This is a genomic window from Burkholderia sp. MSMB2157WGS (genome assembly GCF_001532755.1).
Taxonomy (GTDB): domain Bacteria; phylum Pseudomonadota; class Gammaproteobacteria; order Burkholderiales; family Burkholderiaceae; genus Burkholderia.
Map to the genome: position 1 here is coordinate 1,099,523 of NZ_LPJG01000030.1, position 18,192 is coordinate 1,117,714.

General features: G+C 66.8%; 18 protein-coding genes. 8 read left to right on the forward strand and 10 right to left on the reverse strand.

Going from position 1 to position 18,192, the window contains the following annotated elements; all coding sequences use genetic code 11:
* Positions 1 to 67 precede the first annotated feature (67 nt).
* From WT53_RS23380 to WT53_RS23395, 4 genes are all read right to left on the reverse strand, one after another.
* A complete protein-coding gene (locus WT53_RS23380) occupies positions 68 to 1,201 on the reverse strand; it encodes a hybrid sensor histidine kinase/response regulator (RefSeq protein WP_034205311.1) in 1,134 nt (377 codons plus the stop codon).
* Positions 1,202 to 1,677: 476 nt separating this feature from the next.
* Positions 1,678 to 3,261 carry a Na+/H+ antiporter gene (locus WT53_RS23385; RefSeq protein WP_060261764.1) on the reverse strand — a complete coding sequence of 528 codons (1,584 nt, stop codon included), beginning with the start codon at positions 3,259 to 3,261 and terminating at the stop codon, positions 1,678 to 1,680.
* Positions 3,262 to 3,488: 227 nt separating this feature from the next.
* Entirely contained in the window at positions 3,489 to 4,922 is a 1,434-nt protein-coding gene (locus WT53_RS23390) for an aldehyde dehydrogenase family protein (protein WP_034205313.1), read from the reverse strand.
* A 29-nt stretch (positions 4,923 to 4,951) separates the two neighbouring features.
* Positions 4,952 to 6,592, reverse strand: a complete 1,641-nt coding sequence (locus WT53_RS23395; RefSeq protein WP_034205314.1) for an acetolactate synthase large subunit — start codon at positions 6,590 to 6,592, stop codon at positions 4,952 to 4,954.
* A 395-nt stretch (positions 6,593 to 6,987) separates the two neighbouring features.
* Here WT53_RS23395 and WT53_RS23400 point away from each other — a divergent pair, with 395 nt between their 5' ends.
* The 4 genes from WT53_RS23400 (at position 6,988) to WT53_RS23415 (ending at position 8,589) form a co-directional block, all read left to right on the forward strand.
* Complete coding sequence (locus tag WT53_RS23400) at positions 6,988 to 7,305, forward strand: type II toxin-antitoxin system RelE/ParE family toxin (RefSeq protein WP_373558454.1); 318 nt, start codon at positions 6,988 to 6,990, stop codon at positions 7,303 to 7,305.
* A gap of 3 nt (positions 7,306 to 7,308) precedes the next feature.
* Positions 7,309 to 7,608, forward strand: coding sequence for an addiction module antidote protein (locus WT53_RS23405; RefSeq protein ID WP_006490972.1), 300 nt, complete (start codon positions 7,309 to 7,311; stop codon positions 7,606 to 7,608).
* Positions 7,609 to 7,995: 387 nt separating this feature from the next.
* Complete coding sequence (locus WT53_RS23410) at positions 7,996 to 8,274, forward strand: type II toxin-antitoxin system RelE/ParE family toxin (RefSeq protein ID WP_034205316.1); 279 nt, start codon at positions 7,996 to 7,998, stop codon at positions 8,272 to 8,274.
* A 12-nt stretch (positions 8,275 to 8,286) separates the two neighbouring features.
* Complete coding sequence (locus WT53_RS23415; RefSeq protein WP_059501307.1) at positions 8,287 to 8,589, forward strand: HigA family addiction module antitoxin; 303 nt, start codon at positions 8,287 to 8,289, stop codon at positions 8,587 to 8,589.
* A gap of 33 nt (positions 8,590 to 8,622) precedes the next feature.
* Here the strand turns inward: WT53_RS23415 and WT53_RS23420 are convergent, their stop codons facing one another.
* The 5 genes from WT53_RS23420 to andAc all read right to left on the reverse strand — a co-directional run bounded on the left by WT53_RS23420 (position 8,623) and on the right by andAc (position 13,352).
* Positions 8,623 to 9,909, reverse strand: coding sequence for a DUF445 domain-containing protein (locus tag WT53_RS23420; RefSeq protein ID WP_060261771.1), 1,287 nt, complete (start codon positions 9,907 to 9,909; stop codon positions 8,623 to 8,625).
* A gap of 108 nt (positions 9,910 to 10,017) precedes the next feature.
* Entirely contained in the window at positions 10,018 to 11,238 is a 1,221-nt protein-coding gene (gene andAa, locus WT53_RS23425) for an anthranilate 1,2-dioxygenase system ferredoxin--NAD(+) reductase (RefSeq protein ID WP_060261774.1), read from the reverse strand.
* Positions 11,228 to 11,554: an anthranilate 1,2-dioxygenase ferredoxin subunit AndAb gene (andAb, locus tag WT53_RS23430; RefSeq protein WP_060261778.1), complete on the reverse strand. Its 327-nt coding sequence runs from the start codon at positions 11,552 to 11,554 to the stop codon at positions 11,228 to 11,230. Before andAb ends, andAa begins: the two co-directional genes overlap by 11 nt.
* Positions 11,555 to 11,589: 35 nt before the next feature.
* Positions 11,590 to 12,066, reverse strand: a complete 477-nt coding sequence (gene andAd, locus WT53_RS23435; protein WP_059837685.1) for an anthranilate 1,2-dioxygenase small subunit AndAd — start codon at positions 12,064 to 12,066, stop codon at positions 11,590 to 11,592.
* Between the two features lie 14 nt (positions 12,067 to 12,080).
* Complete coding sequence (gene andAc / locus WT53_RS23440; protein WP_034205321.1) at positions 12,081 to 13,352, reverse strand: anthranilate 1,2-dioxygenase large subunit AndAc; 1,272 nt, start codon at positions 13,350 to 13,352, stop codon at positions 12,081 to 12,083.
* Positions 13,353 to 13,565: 213 nt separating this feature from the next.
* Here andAc and andR point away from each other — a divergent pair, with 213 nt between their 5' ends.
* Complete coding sequence (gene andR / locus WT53_RS23445; protein ID WP_060261782.1) at positions 13,566 to 14,525, forward strand: anthranilate 1,2-dioxygenase regulatory protein AndR; 960 nt, start codon at positions 13,566 to 13,568, stop codon at positions 14,523 to 14,525.
* Positions 14,526 to 14,798: 273 nt separating this feature from the next.
* On the opposite strand, the gene WT53_RS23450 is transcribed toward andR, so the two are convergent.
* Entirely contained in the window at positions 14,799 to 15,689 is an 891-nt protein-coding gene (locus WT53_RS23450; protein ID WP_034205322.1) for a LysR family transcriptional regulator, read from the reverse strand.
* Positions 15,690 to 15,780: 91 nt separating this feature from the next.
* Between WT53_RS23450 and WT53_RS23455 the strand changes: the two genes are divergently transcribed.
* From WT53_RS23455 to catC, 3 genes are read left to right on the forward strand one after another with little or no spacing between them, the layout of a single operon-like run.
* Positions 15,781 to 16,914: a muconate/chloromuconate family cycloisomerase gene (locus WT53_RS23455; protein WP_060261787.1), complete on the forward strand. Its 1,134-nt coding sequence runs from the start codon at positions 15,781 to 15,783 to the stop codon at positions 16,912 to 16,914.
* A 32-nt stretch (positions 16,915 to 16,946) separates the two neighbouring features.
* Positions 16,947 to 17,849, forward strand: a complete 903-nt coding sequence (gene catA / locus WT53_RS23460) for a catechol 1,2-dioxygenase (protein WP_034205324.1) — start codon at positions 16,947 to 16,949, stop codon at positions 17,847 to 17,849.
* A gap of 43 nt (positions 17,850 to 17,892) precedes the next feature.
* On the forward strand, positions 17,893 to 18,183 hold the full coding sequence (gene catC / locus WT53_RS23465) for a muconolactone Delta-isomerase (RefSeq protein ID WP_034205325.1): 291 nt from the start codon (positions 17,893 to 17,895) through the stop codon (positions 18,181 to 18,183).
* Positions 18,184 to 18,192 lie beyond the last annotated feature (9 nt).

Below are 18,192 nucleotides of genomic sequence, written 5' to 3' on the forward strand. Positions count from 1 at the left end.
GGATGGCGCGCCACGAGCGCATCGGGGTCTCGCGGGCGGCGCGGCGCCGGCAGGCCGCGCCGCGACATCACCGCTCCGCTTGCGCCGGCAGCCGAAGCGCGACCATGAAGCCGCGCGCCGTATTGCGCATCAGGATCTGGCCGCGATGCCGCGCCGCCGTCGCGCGGACGAACGCGAGGCCGAGGCCGAAACCGCTGCGCGCCGCGCCGTGCGCGGATTCGAGCTGCACGAACGACTCGGTCGCGGCCGTGCGCTGTTCCGGCGCGATGCCGGCGCCGGCATCCTCGACGCCGATCAACCAGGCGCCGTCGTCGCCGCTCAGCGTGCAATGTACGTCCATCCCGGTCGGGCCGTACTTCAGCCCGTTGTCGATCAGGTTCGCGACCGCGCGCGTCAGCATCATGCGGTCGCCCATCGTCACGCACTCGGTATCGGGCACGTGCGCGATCACCCGGCAGCCGAGCCCGGCCGCCTTCTCCCACAGCTGGTCGACGGCGTCGAGCACGATCTCGTTGAGACTCACGACCTCGGGCGCGCGGCGCTCGGACTGCGCGCGGGTCAGGTGGATGAAGCCGTCGGCGAGCGCGAGCGCGCGCCGCGCGTGGCCGGCGATGCGCTCCATGATCGCCGGCATGTCGCCGTGTTCGGCCCGGTAGACGTCGAGCAGCGCGAGGATCGACGTCTGCGGCGAGCGCATGTCGTGCGACAGGAAATCGAGCGCCTCGTCGCGCTGCCGCGACATCAGGTACGAATTCGAGTGATAGCGGATGCGCGCGGTCAGCTCCATCGCGTCGGGCAGCTTCACCAGATAGTCGTTCGCGCCGGCGATGAACGCCTCGCGCTTGACGATCGGCTCCTCCTTCGCGGACAGCACGATGATCGGCACGCGTGCGGTGCCGGCGTCCGCGCGCCACGCGCGCACGAGATCGAGGCCGTCGATCTCCGGCATCACGAGATCCTGCAGGATGACCGTCGGCTTCACGTCGCGCGCGACCGCCATCGCCCGATGTGCGTCGGTGCACACGTGCAGGTCGATGTCGTGCTCGCTGCGCAACGCGCGACGGATCACCTCGCCGACGAACGGCTGGTCGTCGACCAGGAGGACCGATAACCCCGATTCGAGGCAATCCGAGGCATTATCACTGCTCGATTCTTTCATAAATACAGTTTCAAACGCCGAATCTCCAATCGATTCTTTCATAGGAGTTGTTTATCCGACTTGGACACTATCTTATATTGGCAGTTGTAAAACCCGCCTGATTTCGCCGATTTGGCCTGTCGGCACTGCCTTGCGGGGCTTCGGACGCCGCTTGTTTCCCCGTCGACGACCGCATTACCTCCGCATTCTTTCTCTCAATAAACATAACCGGCTGATTCTAAATGAAATTAGAACACAGCATCTATCTCCTTCCGGTTTAGTTTTGCCAAATATGCAGAAAGAGACCGAAACAGATAAATCAGATCATTTCCGGATTCGAAAGACGATAACGTTTGCGGGACCGCGCCGACGAGGTTTGCATGCGCTGCAAGGCTCGGCGTCGGTCATATTGAGGGCCGGATTCGAATGCACCGAATCGGTGGGTGGGAGAGGACAAATCGCGCGACGGGTGTGGCTCGACCCGCGCGCGTTTCAGGGCCGGCAGAACGCCGACCCGTGCGATTCGCGAGCTGGCCGCCCTAGCCGCGCGCGTGCTGCGCGGATACTTCCTGCAGGTCGAGGTCGCGCTCGACCGTGTGCAGCATTTCGTCGTGAATGCGCCCGGAACGATGCAGACGCAACAGTTCCGCCCGCCCGGCCCTGATCGCGGCCAGCACGACGTCGTAGTGCGCGACGCGGATCTCCGCCGGATACTCGGGCTCGTTCTTCGCGCGCTCGGTCAGCTCGGCCCGATACGTGTATTGCTCCAGCAGGCGCGGGTGAATCACGTTGCCGTTGTCGTCACGCACCAGCGGCTGGATCGCCGCGAGCTGCGCCGCCTCGATATGCGCCCACGTCTGCGGCTCGGTCAGATGATGCGCGGCGCGCGCCTCGCTCGGCGGCAGACGCAGCAGCCGGATCAGCGGCCCGATCGTCGTGCCCTGCAGCAGCACGGTGACGAGAATCACCGCGAACGACGCGACCAGGATCACGTCGCGGCCGGGCAGCGCCTCGGGCAGCGACAGCGCGATCGCCAGCGTCACCACGCCGCGCATGCCGGCCCAGCTCATGATCGTCGCGGCCTTCCAGTCGGGCGCCTCCACGCGCCGCGCGAGGCCGCGCACCGGCCACTTCAGCGCCTCGACCGCGTAGATCCACACGAAGCGCGACACGATCACCGCCGCCAGCACCGCGAGCACGGGCGGCACCATCGTGCCGAGCACCTGGTCGAAGCCGCCGAGCCGATGGATCGCGCCGCGCAGCGACAGCCCGATCAGCACGAACACCATCGCCTCGAGCAGGAACACGATGACCTGCCAGAACGCGGTGCCGCGCGTGCGCACGGCCGCCGAGAACACCTCGTGCTGATGCCAGCCGACGATCATGCCGGCCGTCACCGTCGCGATCACGCCCGACACCTCGGCCATTTCGCCCGCGATGTACGCGATCCATCCGGCAATCACCGCGACGGTGATCACGAGGTAGTCGTCGTCGAGCAGCTTCAGGAACCACACGACGAGCTTGCCGATCACGAAGCCGACCGCCACGCCGCCGAGCCCGAGCTCCGCGAAGCGCACGACCGCGTGCTCGAGGCTGAACGCGCCGGTGAGCGCGGCCGCGACCGCGAAGCGGAACAGCACGAGGCCGGCCGCGTCGTTCAGCAGGCTCTCGCCTTCCAGCAGCACCATCAGCCGGCGCGGCAGCGCGACGCGTTCGAGCACGGCCTTCGCGGCGACCGCGTCGGGCGGCGACACGATCGCGCCGAGCGCGAAGCATGCGGCCCACGGCAGCGCCGGCACCACCCAGTGCACGGCGAAGCCGACCGCGAACGTCGTGAACACGACCGCGCCGATCGCCAGCATCAGAATGCCGCCGACGTTGCGCTTGAATTCTTCCCATACGGAGAAGTACGCACCGTCCATCAACAGCGGCGGCAGGAACACCAGCAGCACCAGCTCGGGATCGAGGTCGATCGGCGGCAGACCGGGGATGAACGCGATGCCGATGCCGCCGATCAGCAGCGCGGCCGCGGGCGGCAGCCGCAGCCGCTTGGCGATGCATTCGAGCGCGACGATCGCGAGGAATGACAACAGGACCAGCTTGAATGCCGAGACGGGGGACATGAATCGACCTCGTGGAGAATGAATTCGCGCTTTCCGGCGTCGTACCCCGGTCGGCTGTTTCGCGCGATTACATCACGAGGCGAGGCCCGTAGTCGAGCCTGTTTCCGGCGGCCGCGCAGGGCGCGCGCGGCCCCGTGCCGCTCCACGCGCCGCCATGAAAAACGGCACGCGGGCCGGCCCGATCGCCCGCCCGCGTGCCGTCGCGGCGCCGCGCCGCCTGCCGCGCGTCACCGACGCCGCACGACCATCAGCCGCGGCTCGGTCATGTCCTCGATCGCGTAGCGGACGCCTTCGCGGCCGAGGCCCGAATCCTTCACGCCGCCGTACGGCATGTTGTCGACGCGGAACGACGGCACGTCGTTGATCACGACGCCGCCGACCTCCAGTTCGTCCCACGCGCGCTGCGCATGCGTGAGCGAATCGGTGAACACGCCGGCCTGCAGCCCGAAGTCGCTGTCGTTCACGCGTGCGAGCGCGTCGTCGAAGCGGTCGAACTTCTCGAGGATCGCGACCGGGCCGAACGCCTCCTTCCGGTACAGGTCCTGCTCGCGCCCGACGTTTTCCAGCAGCGTCGCCTCGAACATCGCGCCGTCGACCTTGCCGCCCGCGACGATCTTCGCCCCCGCCGCGACGGCCGCATCCATCCAGCCCGACAGCCGGCGCGACTCGGATTCGGAGATCATCGGGCCGACGAACGTCGACGGATCCTTCGGATCGCCCATCTTCAGCGAACGCGTCTTCGCGATCAGCTTCTCGCGCAACGCGTCGTAAAGGTCGGCATGCACGAGGATCCGCTGCACGCCGATGCAGCTTTGGCCCGACTGGTAGTACGCGCCGAACGCGAGCCGCTCGACCACGTAGTCGAGCCGCTCGCGCTGGTCGGCATCGACGATCGCGGCCGCGTTGCCGCCGAGCTCCAGCACGACTTTCTTCTTGCCGGCCTTCTCCTTCAGCGCCCAGCCGACGGCAGGCGAACCGGTGAACGACAGCAGCTTGAAGCGCTCGTCGGTCGTGAACAGGTCGGCGCCGTCGCGATGCGCGGGCAGCACCGAGAACGCGCCCTTCGGCAGGTCGGTTTCCGCGAGCACCTCGCCGATGATCAGCGCGCCGATCGGCGTGCGGCTCGCCGGCTTCAGCACGAACGGACAGCCGGCCGCGAGCGCGGGCGCGACCTTGTGCGCGGCGAGATTCAACGGGAAGTTGAACGGCGAGATGAACGAGCACGGGCCGATCGGCACGCGCTTCGTGTAGCCCGTATAGCCCTGCGCACGCGCGGAAATCTCGAGGTTGACGATCTCGCCGTCGATGCGCACCGATTCCTCGGACGCGACGCGGAACGTATCGATCAGCCGCGTGACTTCGCCCTTCGAGTCGTTGATCGGCTTGCCGGCCTCGATGCACAGCGCCTCGGCCAGCTCGTCGAAACGTTCGCGAAACCGCGCGACGCAATGATCGAGCACGGCCTGCCGCCGGTAGGCGGGCATCTCGCGCATCGGCTTCGTGGCGTCGACTGCCGCGGCGATCGCCGCATCGATCGCCTTCGCGTCGGCCAGCGCGACGCGCGTGGCGACCTTGCCGCTGAACTTGTCGGTCACCTCCAGATCGGTGTTCGCGTAGACGGCTTCGTTGGCAAGGTAGTACGGATAGGTTTCCTTCAACATGGAACGACTCCTTCCTGTGAACGGGGCATTCAGAGTTGCGCCGACAGGCGCTTGATCTCGCGGTTCAGCACGCGCTCGTTGTCGGAGTAGTCGATCGGCACGTCGATCACGTGCACGCCCGGCGACGAGAAGCACTCGCGCAGCAACGGCTCGAGATCGTCGGCCGACTCGACGCGATGCCCGTGCGCGCCGTAGCTCTGCGCGTACGACACGAAGTCGGGATTCTTCAGCGTCATCGCGAAATCGGGGAAATTCATGTTCTCCTGCTTCCAGCGGATCATCCCGAACGCATCGTCGCGCAGAATCATCACGACGATGTCGAGCTTCAGCCGCACGGCCGTTTCGAGCTCCTGAGAATTCATCATGAAGCCGCCGTCGCCGCACACGGCGATCACCTTGCGCTGCGGATGCACGATCTTCGTCGCGATCGCCGACGGCAGGCCCGCGCCCATCGACGCGAGCGCGTTGTCGAGCAGCAGCGAATTCGGCTCGTGCGCACGCCAGTAGCGCGCGAACCAGATCTTGTACATCCCGTTGTCGAGGCAGACGATGCCGTCGAGCGGCAGCGCGTTGTACAGGTCGTTCACGATCCGCACCGGATACATCGGGAACCGCGGGTCGTGCTGGCCCTTTTCCAGATGCGCGTCGAAATGCGTCTTGATCATCGCGAAGCGCTCGAAATCCCAATGCGGCTGCGGCCTCACCGCTTCCTTCATCTGCCACACCGCGTTCGCGATGTCGCCGACCACCTCGATCTGCGGAAAATAGACGGGGTCGACCTGCGCGCCGAGGAAGTTCACGTGGATCACGGTCTTGTCGTCGGTGCGCATGAAGAACGGCGGTTTCTCGATCACGTCGTGGCCGACGTTGATGATGCAATCCGCATGCTCGATCGCGCGATGCACGAAGTCGCCGTCGGACAGCGTCGCGTTGCCGAGCCACAGCGGATGCGTCTCGTCGATCACGCCCTTGCCCATCTGCGTCGTGAAGAACGGGATGCCCGTCTTGTCGACGAATTCGAGCAGCATCTTGCAGGTGGTCTTGCGGTTGCCGCCCGCGCCGATCATCAGCAGCGGATGGCGCGCGGCCTGGATCGCGTCGACCGCGTGCGCGACCGCCTTCTCCTCCGCCACCGGCCGCCGGCTGTAGCTGCGCGGAATCGGCTTGCCGTCGCCCTCTTCGTGCGCGATGTCTTCGGGCAGCTCGAGGTGCGCGGCGCCCGGGCGCTCTTCCTCCGCGCGGCGGAACGCTTCGCGCACGGCCGACGGGATGTTGCCGATCGATACGATTTGCCGCGTGAACTTCGTGAGCGGCTGCATCATGTCGACCACGTCGACGATCTGGAAATGGCCCTGCTTGCTGGACTTGATCGGCTTCTGCCCGGTGATCATCAGCATCGGCATCCCGCCGAGCTGCGCATACGCGGCGGCCGTCACGAAGTTCGTCGCGCCCGGCCCGAGCGTCGCGAGACACACGCCGGTGCGGCCCGTGAGGCGGCCGTAGGTGGCGGCCATGAACCCGGCCGCCTGCTCGTGCCGGGTCAGCACGAGCTTGATCTTCGATCGCCGCAGCGATTCGAGCAGATCGAGGTTTTCTTCGCCTGGAATGCCGAACACGTACTCGACGCCTTCGGCTTCCAGCGCCTTCACGAACAGATCCGATGCTTTCATGGGGACTCTCGGTTATGCCGCCTGCCCGGCCTACGGACACACGGCGTTCAGGACGCGCGCCGGCCTACGGCACGCGGACGCCTTACCTACTGGACACAGACCACGGCACTGCTCGCCGCGCAAGACGCAATGCCAGGTGCATGCTGCGCGGCGCCTCCTCCGGATGCCGGAGGACGAACGGACCCGCCCGCGCGCGGCCAGCACGCACGGGCGGCAAAGACGTTTTTGATTGTAGACGGATTCGCGGAATTCCGACTTCGGCCGGATGGCCGACCCCAGCAGCGAAAAGATCGGCCTGACGGCCAGGAAGCGTCCAGCGATGCGCCAGCCGGGCTGTAATGCCAACGATGTTCAACTCGACAAACATGTGAACCATGGTTGACAAATCGCAATTCATGCCTTACAGTTCCCCGGCATTCAGCATCCGGACCACCGACGTCTTCGACACCTGGTTTGCCGGCCTGCCCGATCGCATCGCCAAGCGCCGCATCCAGGCGCGCATCGACCGCCTGTCGATGGGCAATCCCGACGACTGGAAATCCGCCGGCGCGCCCATCGTGGAAATGCGCATCGACCATGGGCCCGGCTACCGCGTCCATTACGTCAGGCGCGCGACGATATGGGTCATCCTGCTTTGCGGCGGCGATAAATCGACGCAGCAGGCCGACATACGCGCCGCGCATGCAATGCTCGCGCACCTCGACATGGAGTGATCGATGGACAAGATCAAGACGCGGCCGTGGGATTCGGCCGAACACCTGAAAACCGAAGACGACATGGCCGACTACTTCGACGCATGCCTGCAGGAAGCCGGCGACGATCCGGCCTTCATCGCGCACGCGCTCGGCGTGATCGCCCGCGCACGCGGCATGTCGCAGGTCGCGCGCGATGCGGGGCTGTCGCGCGAAGGGCTGTACAAGGCGCTGTCGCACGACGGCAATCCGAGCTTCGGCACGATCCTGAAAGTCATCAAGGCGCTCGGCCTGCAATTGCACGGCGCCAAGGCTGCCGCCTGACCGGGGCGACGCACGGCATCGCGCCGCCGGCGCAACGTCCGTGCCCGCCTCGATGCCGCCACCCGGCCGCCCGGCGCGGCGCGGTGCGAGCGACATCCGATCCGCCCCGAGCCGATCAGCCCGCCGGCCTGCGTGCCGTCGATGCATCCGATCGTCCGGATGGCATATCGGACGCGTAAAGGCATCGAACGCCCCCATACTCGTCGGAACGACAGAAACCGCTGGGCACCCATCGGCGACGCCTGTCGTCACGCGTCGACCTCCATTGATTTCCAATCAGGTAGGTCTCCTGTTGTTCATCTCACGCGACAACGCTTCGGCGCGCGCATCGCCGCAGCCATTTCATTCTCATTGACGTATTACGCAAAACGTAATACTCTAACCGTAATGATCAATTCGTTCCGATGCAAAGACACGCAGTTGCTTTTCGCAGGAGAAACGCCCAAGCGCTTCCGCGCGATCGAAACGGTTGCCACCCGGAAACTGCAAATGATTGCCGCAGCGAAGGAGCTGCGCGATCTGCGGGCGCCGCCCGGCAACAGGCTCGAAGCGTTGCAGGGCGATCGGGAAGGTCAGCACAGCATCCGCATCAACGAGCGATGGCGGATTTGTTTCGAATGGAGCGACGACGGCCCCGTCCAGGTCGAGATCGTCGACTATCACTGACTGGAGCTTCGCATGCTCAAGAACGGAATGCGCCCGATTCATCCGGGCGAAATCCTTCGGGAAGAATTCCTCGTTCCGCTGGAATTGAGCGTCAACGCGCTGGCGCTCGCGTTGAACGTGCCGGCAACGCGGTTGCACGAAATCGTCAAGGAACGGCGCGGAATCACGGCCGATACGGCCTATCGGCTCGGGCGCTACTTCGATACGTCGCCGGAATTCTGGCTGAATCTGCAAGCCACGTACGATCTCAAGACGCTTCCGACGCGCAGCGAGATCGACCGCAAGGTCGAACCGCGCGAACGCACGCACGCGTAGGCACGCAGTCCGCCGTTCGTTCGCGTGGCCGCGTCAATGCAGCCAGCCGGCCGCCCAGCGCGGCGCGAGCGACACCAGATACAACCCGAGCCCGATCAGCCCGCCGACCAGCGTGCCGTTGATGCGGATGTACTGGAGATCCTTGCCGATGTTCAGCTCGATCTGCCGCGACATCTCGCCCGCATCCCAGTTGCGCACCGTGTCTCGAATGTGACGCATCAGGAAATCGGCGAAATCGGGCGCCATCTCGTGCACGGCCTTCTCGACGTGCTCGTTCAGCGACGCACGCAGCGCCGGGCTCTCGGCGAGCCGCGCGCCGAGCCAGCCGCCGAGCGTCGCGGCCTGCCGGTGCAGCGCCGAATCGGGGCGCGCGAGATCGGCCTTCAGCCACGCGCGCAACTGGTCCCACAAGTCGCGCACGTACTCGTTGAACGCATCGCCGTCGCGAATATAGCGCTTGATCTCGTCGCCCTTCGCGATGAACGCGGGGTCGTGCTTCAGCCGCTCGGTCAGCCGCACGACCGTCCGGTCGAAGCGTTGCCGCAACTCGTGCTCGGGGTCGGCGGCGACGCCTTCGAGCACGCGGCTCACCGCGCTCGCGAGCATCCGCGCGCCGTTCTCGCCGAACCACTGCGTCGGCATGATCTTCTCGACCTTCGGGTATTGCGTCTTCAGCCATTCGACGATGAAGCCCGCGATCACCTCGCGGTTCTCTTCCTTGTCGAGCACGTCGACCACCTGTTCGATCGCGTCGTCGAGCAGCGCCTGGTGGCGGCCGTCCTTCGTCAGCGTGTCGAGGATCGCGCCGGCCGATTGCGACAGGTCGACCCGGTCGATCACCGCGCGGAACGCAGCGTGGACGAACGACTGGATCCGCGCGTCGTCGGTCATGTCGAGCGCGAAGCTCGTCAGCTTCGTCACGTAGCCGCCGAGCGCGTCGGTATTCGCCGGCTCGCCGAGCCACGCGCCGAGCTTCTGCGCGGGATCGTGCTGGCGAATCTGCGCGGCGAGCGCGTCGGGCCCGAGGAATTTCTCGCGCACGAACACCGCGAGGTTGTCGGCGATCTTGTCCTTGTTCTTCGGGATGATCTCGGTGTGGCGCGACACGAACGGAATCGGCACGCGGCGGAACAGCGCGACGACCGCGAACCAGTCGGCGAGCGCGCCGACCATCGCGGCTTCGGCCACCGCCTTGAAGCCATCGACCCACGGGCCGCGCGGCAGCAGGATGGTGGCGACGAACACCGCGACGGCCGCCAGCAGCAGCCACAGCGCACGGCGCTTGCTTCGTTTCAGTTCGAGGGCTTTGTCTGGCGTCATGGAGGACGGACGAATCGGCGATGCCGCTAATATCCCCGATTTCGCCGCAACCGACAAACCCGCCCGCCGGCGTCGGCACGCGCGGCGCACGCGTGCCGCGCGCCGCCGCTACATGAACGTCTTCAGATTGACCGCCGGATCGGCCAGCTTCTCCGGATCGGGCACCGCGCCCGCCGCGATCAACCGCCGCGACGCGCCGATGTCGCGCCCGAGGTTCGCCGCGGCCACCGCGACGATCCTGCCGTCGTCGCCGAGCCCGAACACCGTGAACGACCCGCTCGCCGGATCGCCGCGCACGACGATCGTGCGTTCGCTGCCGAACAGCCCGAGCATCTGCAGGTTGCAGTCGTACTGATCGGACCACAGCCACGGCAGCTCCGCATAGCGCTCGTCGGCGCCGAGCAGGTTCGCGGCCGCGACGGCCGGCTGGTTTTCCGCCACCTGCCACGATTCGATCCGCACGTGGCGCCCGAGCAGCGGATTGAAGTGCATCGTCACCTCGCCCGCCGCGAAGATCGCGGCATCGGCCGTGCGGCAGCCTGCATCGACGCGTATCCCGTTGTCGACGTCGAGCCCGGCCGCCTGCGCCAGCTCGACGTTGGGCACGACGCCGATGCCGACCACGACGACGTCGGCCGGCACGTCGCCGCGATCGGTCTCGACGACGGCGCCGCCGCCCGGCGCGCGGCGGATCGCGCGCGGCAGCGTCGCCATCTGGAAAGCCACACCGCGCGCGTCATGCAATTGCCGTGCATACGCGCCGACGGCTTCCGGCAACGCACGCTGCAGCAAGCGTGCGGCCGGATCGATCACCGTCACGTCGCAGCCGAGCTGGCGCGCGGCCGCCGCGACCTCGAGGCCGATGAAGCCGCCGCCGAGCACCGCCACGCGGCGTCCGGGTGCAAGTTGCGCACGCAACGCGCGCGCATCCGCCACGGTACGCACGTAATGCGGCACGATGCCTTCGTCGACCGGGCCGCCGAACGTCCGCACGCGCGAGCCGGTCGCGAGCACGAGCTTCGCATACGGCAACGCCGCACCGTCGTCGAGCCGCACGCGCCGTGCATCCCGCTCGATCGCTTCGACGCGTGCGCCGAGCCGCAGTTCGATGCGCTGCGCGTCGTACCACGCGGCATCGCGGATGAACGCACGCTGTTCGCCGCCGTCGCTCAGCAACGCATCCTTCGACAGCGCCGGCCGGTCGTACGGCAACTCGCGCTCCGCGCCGATCATCACGATGCGCGCCGCGGCGTCGCGCTCGCGCAGCGCCTCGGCCGTACGCCGCGCCGCATGGCCGGCGCCGACGATCACGAACGGATCAGCCGACATTGACTTCCACCTGCCCGTCGACGATCCGGATCGGATAGGTTCGCACCGACTCGGTGATCGGCGCGCATTTCGGCGCGCCGGTGCGAATGTCGATCAGCCCCTGGTGCAGCGGGCATTCGACGCAGCCATCCTCCACATAGCCTTCGGACAGCCGCGCATGCCCGTGCGTGCAGAGGTCGTGCATCGCGAACAGTTCGTCGCCGATCCGGAACACGGCGATCGGCTTCTGGCCGGCGACGCGCGCCGCCGGTTCGTCTTCGGAAAATTCGTCGAAAGCGCCGAGCGGATGCCACTCGGTCAGCGTTGCTTCGGTCATGTCGATTCCTTGCTTCGTCAGATCGGTCGGATCGGTCAGATCGGCGTCGCGAGCAACGTCTGCACGCGCGACGTGTCGTAGATCACGCGCTTGGTCTTGTAGCGCAACCCGTCGGGCGTGCGGACCACCGTGTCGTAGTACTTGCCGGCCTGGTACACGTTCGATTCGCCGTTGCTGCGGGTCTGCACGACCACGTAGTTGCTCTCGGTGTCGATTTCGCCGTCGCGTTCGGCGACGATCGTCAGACCCGACGTCATGTGCCGGTACGTATGCGCTTCGTAGATGTTCGCGTGCCGCAGCGACACCACGCGATCGCGCAGCATCCGCTGGTTCGTGCAATGCACGATCCCGACCGGCAGCCCGAGATCGGCGTTTTCCTTCGGCACGATTTCGTACGTGCAGTCCTCGGTGAACATTTCCGGCCAGCGTTCGAGCCGGTCGTTGTCGAGATGCCCGATGTAGCGGTTCTGGAGCATGTAAATCTCGAACCACGTCTTCATGTCTTCCGTCATTTTTCGCTCCCGCCTCAATAGCCCATCAGCTTCTGATAACCGACCCAGAACTTGCGGATCAGGCTTTCGGTGATCACCGTGTCCTGCTGGTCCGGATTGCCGCGCGACATCTCGATCACCGACGTCGCGTCGGCGTCGCGCACGGTGCCGCGCTGCACGAGTTCGGTCGCTTCCGTGTCCTCCATCGAGATGTAGCCGGCCGGCCCGACCAGGTTCGCCTGCTTGATGCGCAGCGCGCGCAGCTCGGGCGTGTCGTCCGCATAACCGAAGAAGTGGAAGATCAGCTCGAAGTTGTCCGGCCCCTTCGGCAGGATCTGGCGCGCGACCAGCGTGTTGTGGATCTGCTGGATCACGAGCTGCGGGAAGATCGGCTGGATGTGGTTCGTGCAATCCTCGTCGTATTCCGACACGAGATCGAGGATCGATTCGTCCTCCAGATGAAAGCCCTCGTCGAACGAACGGATGTTCTGCTGCTTGTACGCGGCGGACGTGTCGTCGCCCGTCTTCGTCACCGTGATGATGCTGTGCAGCCCGTGGTTCGCGTCCGGAATCGAGCGCGCCTTCATCCCGACGCGGAAGATGTTGAAGGTCGTATGGAACAGGTGCAGCATGCTCGCGTGATACGGATCCTTCACGTTCTCCATGTACAGCTTCCAGTTCGACTTCGAATACTGACGCGTGCAGCCGAGATACTCGATCGGCTTGTGGAAGATCCGGTCGATCCACGGGCGCATCTGCTCGCCGAGATACTCGGGCAGCGGCGCGACCTCGTCGCTGAAGGTCGCGAACACGAGCCCGCGATAGCTGTCGACGCGCAGCTTGCGCAGCCCGTGCCGTTTCGGATCGAAGTCGGCCGGCATCCCGGTCATGCCCTTCTGGCCGCGCCGGAACGGCACGCCGAGCAGGTTGCCCTGGTTGTCGAAGCTCCACTGGTGATAGACGCACGTGTGCGAACTCGCGTTGCCGCGCGACTTGCGGCACACCTGCGCGCCGCGGTGCGCGCAGCGGTTCACCCACGCGGACAGCGCGCCGTCCTCGGTGCGCGTGACGACCACCGGCGTATCGCCGACGAACGTGCTCTTGAAGTCGCCGGCGTTCGGGATTTCCGCTTCGAGTGCGACGAAATTCCACGTCGGCCCGCGGAAGATGCGTTCCTGCTCGCGTTCGTAGACCGCCTGCGAGCTGAACACCTTGTACGGCACGCGCGAGCCGTCGTCGTGCGGGAAGGTCACGTCGGACGCGTCGCCGCGCGCGGCGAAAACGACGGGCGATTCTGTCTGCTCCATGTCGGACTCCTTGTCGATCCGTTGCGTTGAATGCATGGAGCCGATTTTTGAAAAGCTAATATTCGACGTCTATCCGGAAAGTGCGATTGCGGCGGCGCAATATCCACTTTCGGCGGATTTCTGCGCTAGCATGACGGCACACGCGACCCGGCGCACGAGCGCGGCCCATTCGTCGGATCGAAGCGCGCGTCGTCCATACCAAGGCTGAGGCCCATGTCCCCAACGTCGTTCGAGCCGCTCGCGCTGCGTGCGCACCGGCTGTTCGAATCCCGCGATCTCGACGAGACGCGCGAGCGGATCTCGCGTGTGATGCAGCCGCACGCGCTACTGCCGAACGGCCGCGTGCACGGCGCATCGCACATGGATTTCGTCAAGCTGGGCGGCCTCGGGATCGGCACGATCGCGTTCGGCGACGCGATGCGCGTGCAGGTCGACGCCGTCGACGGCTACTACCTGCTGATGTTCTGCCTGTCCGGCCACGCGCAAGTGTGCGCGATGGGGCGGCAGCTCGGCGTCGACGGGCAGACCGGCGTGCTGTGCGCGCCCGGCGAGCGCTTCGACGCGATGCTGTCGGCCGATTGCGAGCAGTTCGTGCTGCGCATCGACGCGGCGACCGTCGGTTCGCTGACCGGCGATCCGCGCGCGACGCTCGACCCCGTGCTGCACATCAGCGACGCCGCGCTCGCCGCGTGGCGCCAGCAACTGATGCTCGTCGCGCGGTCGCCCGAGCTGCTCGAACGCGCGAACGCGAACCCGCGGGTCGCGTCGCAGCTCGAGCATCTGCTGATCGACCTGCTGATCGAAGGTCATCCGCCGTCCGCGCTGCAGGCGTCGCATCGCGACCCGGCGCCGGGCTTCGTCCGGCGCGCGCAGGAATTCGTCGATGCACACTACGCGCAGCCGCTGCAGCTCGCCGATATCGTCCAGGCCGCCAACGTGCCCGAACGAACGCTGCGCGACGCGTTCCTGCAATTCCGCGGCATGAGCCCGATGCAATACCTGCGCGCGACGCGGCTCGCGCACGCGCGCGAACTGCTGCGCGGCGCGGCGTCCGACCGGCGGATCGCCGATATCGCGCTCGATTGCGGATTTACGCACCTCGGCCGGTTCGCCATCGCGTATCGGGAGAAGTTCGGCGAATCGCCGTCGGACACGCTCGACGGGAAGCGGTAGCCCGGACGCGCGGGCTTGCCGATCGTCCTGCCCGGCCCGCCGATTTCCCCGACCGTCCCGACCGTCCCGACTTTCCCGACTTTCCCGACTTTCCCGACTTTCCCGACCTTCCCGGCATGCCCGGCATGCCCGACCTTCCGATCTGCCTGTCGGCTCGCCCGCGGCAGCCGCGTGCCGACGCCCACCGACATCGCCCCGCAACGGACCTCGCACTGCGTCCGCCGGCTCCGCCGGACCTGACCGTTAGTTGCAGTGGAGAGGCGAGCGGCTCCGCTATGCGGCCGGCACGATCATCTCCCGCGCAATCGCGCAGAACGCCGCCGTCGCCGCGCTTTCGCCGTGCAGCCGGCGGCTCATGATGATCGGCGACGTCGCGCCCGGCTCCGGCAGCCGCCGATAGACGACGCCCTTCACGCGCACGCCCTCCACGCTCTCCGGCACCAGCGACACGCCCACCTGCGCGGCGACGAGCCCGAGCGCCGTCTGCAGTTCGCGCACCTCGTGCACGGCCGCCGGCACGACCGCCCCGTCGCGCAGCGCCGACAACTGCTGATCGGCGAAGCTCGGCCGCGGCGTGCTCGGATAGACGATCATCGTCTCGCTCGCGAGATCCGCGAGCGTCAGCGGCCGGGCCGGATCGGCGAGCCGATGCCCGACCGGCAGCGCCGCGATCAGCTTCTCCTCGATCAGCGCCTCGCGCACCAGCTGGTCGTCGTCGAAGCGCAGACGGCCGAACCCCACGTCGATCCGCCCGCCCTTCAGCGCGCCCAGCTGCTCGAGCGTGAACATTTCGATCAGCGACAGCTCGACGTCCGGCTGCGCCTCGCGAAACGCGCGGATCACATCGGGCAGCGCGCCGTACAGCGTCGACGGCACGAAGCCGATCACGATCCGCTCCGACAGTTGCGCGAGCCGCCGCGTCAGCGGGCCGAGCTCGTCGGCCTGGTCGACCAGACGTTTCGCCTGCGCATAGAACACGCGCCCGGCATCGGTCAGTTTCAGCGGCCGCGCGCCGCGCTCGAACAGCGGCAACCCGATCTCGTCCTCGATCGCCTGGAGCTGGCGGCTCAGCGGCGGCTGCGTCATGTGCAGCCGCTCCGCGGCCCGCGTGATGTTCATTTCCTCGGCGACGGCGATGAAGTACCGGAGCTGACGCAATTCCATTTCATGCCTCAAAGGTATGGAAGTAGTCGGAAAGAGTGTTGGACGACGCGGGGCGGGAATTCCTACCATGTGCACCAACAGGAGGAATCGCATGATAGCAACCGCCGCCACCATCGAGCGCATCGAGACGTTGCTGGTCGATGTGCCGACGATCCGGCCCCACAAATTGTCGGTCGCCACGATGCATTGCCAGACGCTCGTATTGGTCCGAATTCGATGCACGGACGGTATCGAAGGCGTCGGCGAGGCGACGACCATCGGCGGCCTCGCCTATGGCGAGGAAAGCCCCGAAAGCATCAAGGTCAACCTCGACACCTATTTCGCGCCGCTGCTGCAAGGCATGGACGCGACGCGCCCCGGCGCCGCGATGGCGCGGGTGCGCAAGCTGTTCCAGGGCAACCGCTTCGCGAAGTGCGCGATCGAGACCGCGCTGTTCGATGCGCAGGCGCGGCGTCTGGGCGTGCCGCTGTCCGAGCTGTTCGGCGGGCGCCGGACCGATGCGGTCGATGTCGCGTGGACGCTCGCGAGCGGCGACACGCAGCGCGACATCGCGGAAGCCGAAGCGATGCTCGACGCCCGCCGCCATCGCGCGTTCAAGCTGAAGATCGGCGCGAACGCGGTCGCCGACGACGTGGCGCACGTGGTCGCGATCAAGCGCGCGCTCGGCGAGCGCGGCGACGTGCGGGTCGACGTGAACCAGGCCTGGAGCGAAACCGATGCGATCTGGGCCGGCGCGCGGCTCGCCGACGCCGGCGTGAGCCTCGTCGAGCAGCCGATCGCCGCGACCAACCGCGCGGGGCTGAAACGCCTCACGCAGCTCGCGCAGGTGCCGATCATGGCCGACGAGGCGCTGCACGGCCCCGTCGACGCGTTCGCGCTCGCGCAGGACCGCGCGGCCGACGTGTTCGCGGTCAAGATCGCGCAATCGGGCGGTCTGCAGGGCGCGGCGAGCGTCGCGTCGATCGCCGCGGCGGCCGGCATCGAACTGTACGGCGGCACGATGCTCGAAGGCGCGGCCGGCACGATGGCGTCCGCGCAACTGTTCAGCACGTTCGACTCGCTGAAATGGGGCACCGAACTGTTCGGCCCGCTGCTGCTCACCGAGGAGATCCTCGTCGAGCCGCTGCGCTACCAGGACTTCAAGCTGCACCTGCCGGCGGCGCCCGGCCTCGGCCTCACCTTCGACTGGGCCCGCATCGAACGGATGCGACGCGACGCGCGCTGATTCCCACACGACAACCGAAACCGGAGACACAGATGAACAAGCAAGCCATCGACGCACTGCTGAAGACCTTCGACGACGCCGCCGAGAAGCCCGGCAACCCGCGCGTGCGCGCGATCGTCAACCGGATCGTGAAGGACATCTGCTACACGATCGAGGACTTCGACGTGCAGCCGAGCGAATTCTGGACGGCCCTGAACTTCCTGAACGAAGCCGGCCGCGAATTCGGGCTGATCGCTGCGGGCCTCGGCCTCGAACGCTTCCTCGACGTGCGGATGGACGAAGCCGAGGAAAAGGCCGGCATCCACGGCGGCACGCCGCGCACGATCGAAGGGCCGCTGTATGTCGCCGGCGCGCCGGAATCGGTCGGCCACGCACGGCTCGACGACGGCACCGATCCGGGCCAGACGCTGATCATGCGCGGCCGGGTGCTCGGCCAGGACGGCGCGCCGCTCGCGAACGCGCTGGTCGAGGTGTGGCATGCGAACCACCTGGGCAATTACTCGTATTTCGACCCGTCACAGCCCGCGTTCAACCTGCGCCGCTCGATCCGCACCGATGCCGAAGGCCGCTACAGCTTCCGCAGCGTGCTGCCGGTCGGCTACAGCGTGCCGCCGGGCAGCAAGACCGAGCAACTGCTCGACCAGCTCGGCCGCCACGGCCATCGTCCGGCGCACATTCACTTCTTCGTTTCCGCGGACGGGTATCGTAAGCTGACGACGCAGATCAACATCGATGGCGATCCGCATCTGTGGGACGACTTCGCGTTCGCGACGCGCGACGGGCTGATCCCGCCGGTCAGGCAGGCGGAGGGCGCGGAAGGCAAGCCGTACGGCGTCGACGGGCAGTTCGCGCTGATCGACTTCGATTTCTCGCTGCTCAAGGACAAGCAGGACGTGCCGGGGAGCGAAGTCGAGCGGCCCCGCGCGCAGGCGTGAGCGCCCGTCCCGTTCGACGAATCGACAACGCAAGGAGTGCAGGATGCTGTTTCATGTGGAAATGACCGTTCGCCTGCCGGCGGACATGGATCCGGTCAAGGCGGCCACGCTGAAGGCGGAAGAAAAGGCGATGTGCCAGCGGTTGATGAACGACGGCGTGTGGCGACATCTGTGGCGGATCGCCGGGCAGTATGCGAACGTCAGTATCTTCGACGTCGACAGTGTGCAGCAACTGCACGACGTGCTGAGTCAGTTGCCGCTGTTTCCGTATATGGAGATGGAAGTGCGGGCGCTGTGCCGGCATCCTTCGTCGGTGCGGGAAGACGATCGGTAAGCAACGCTG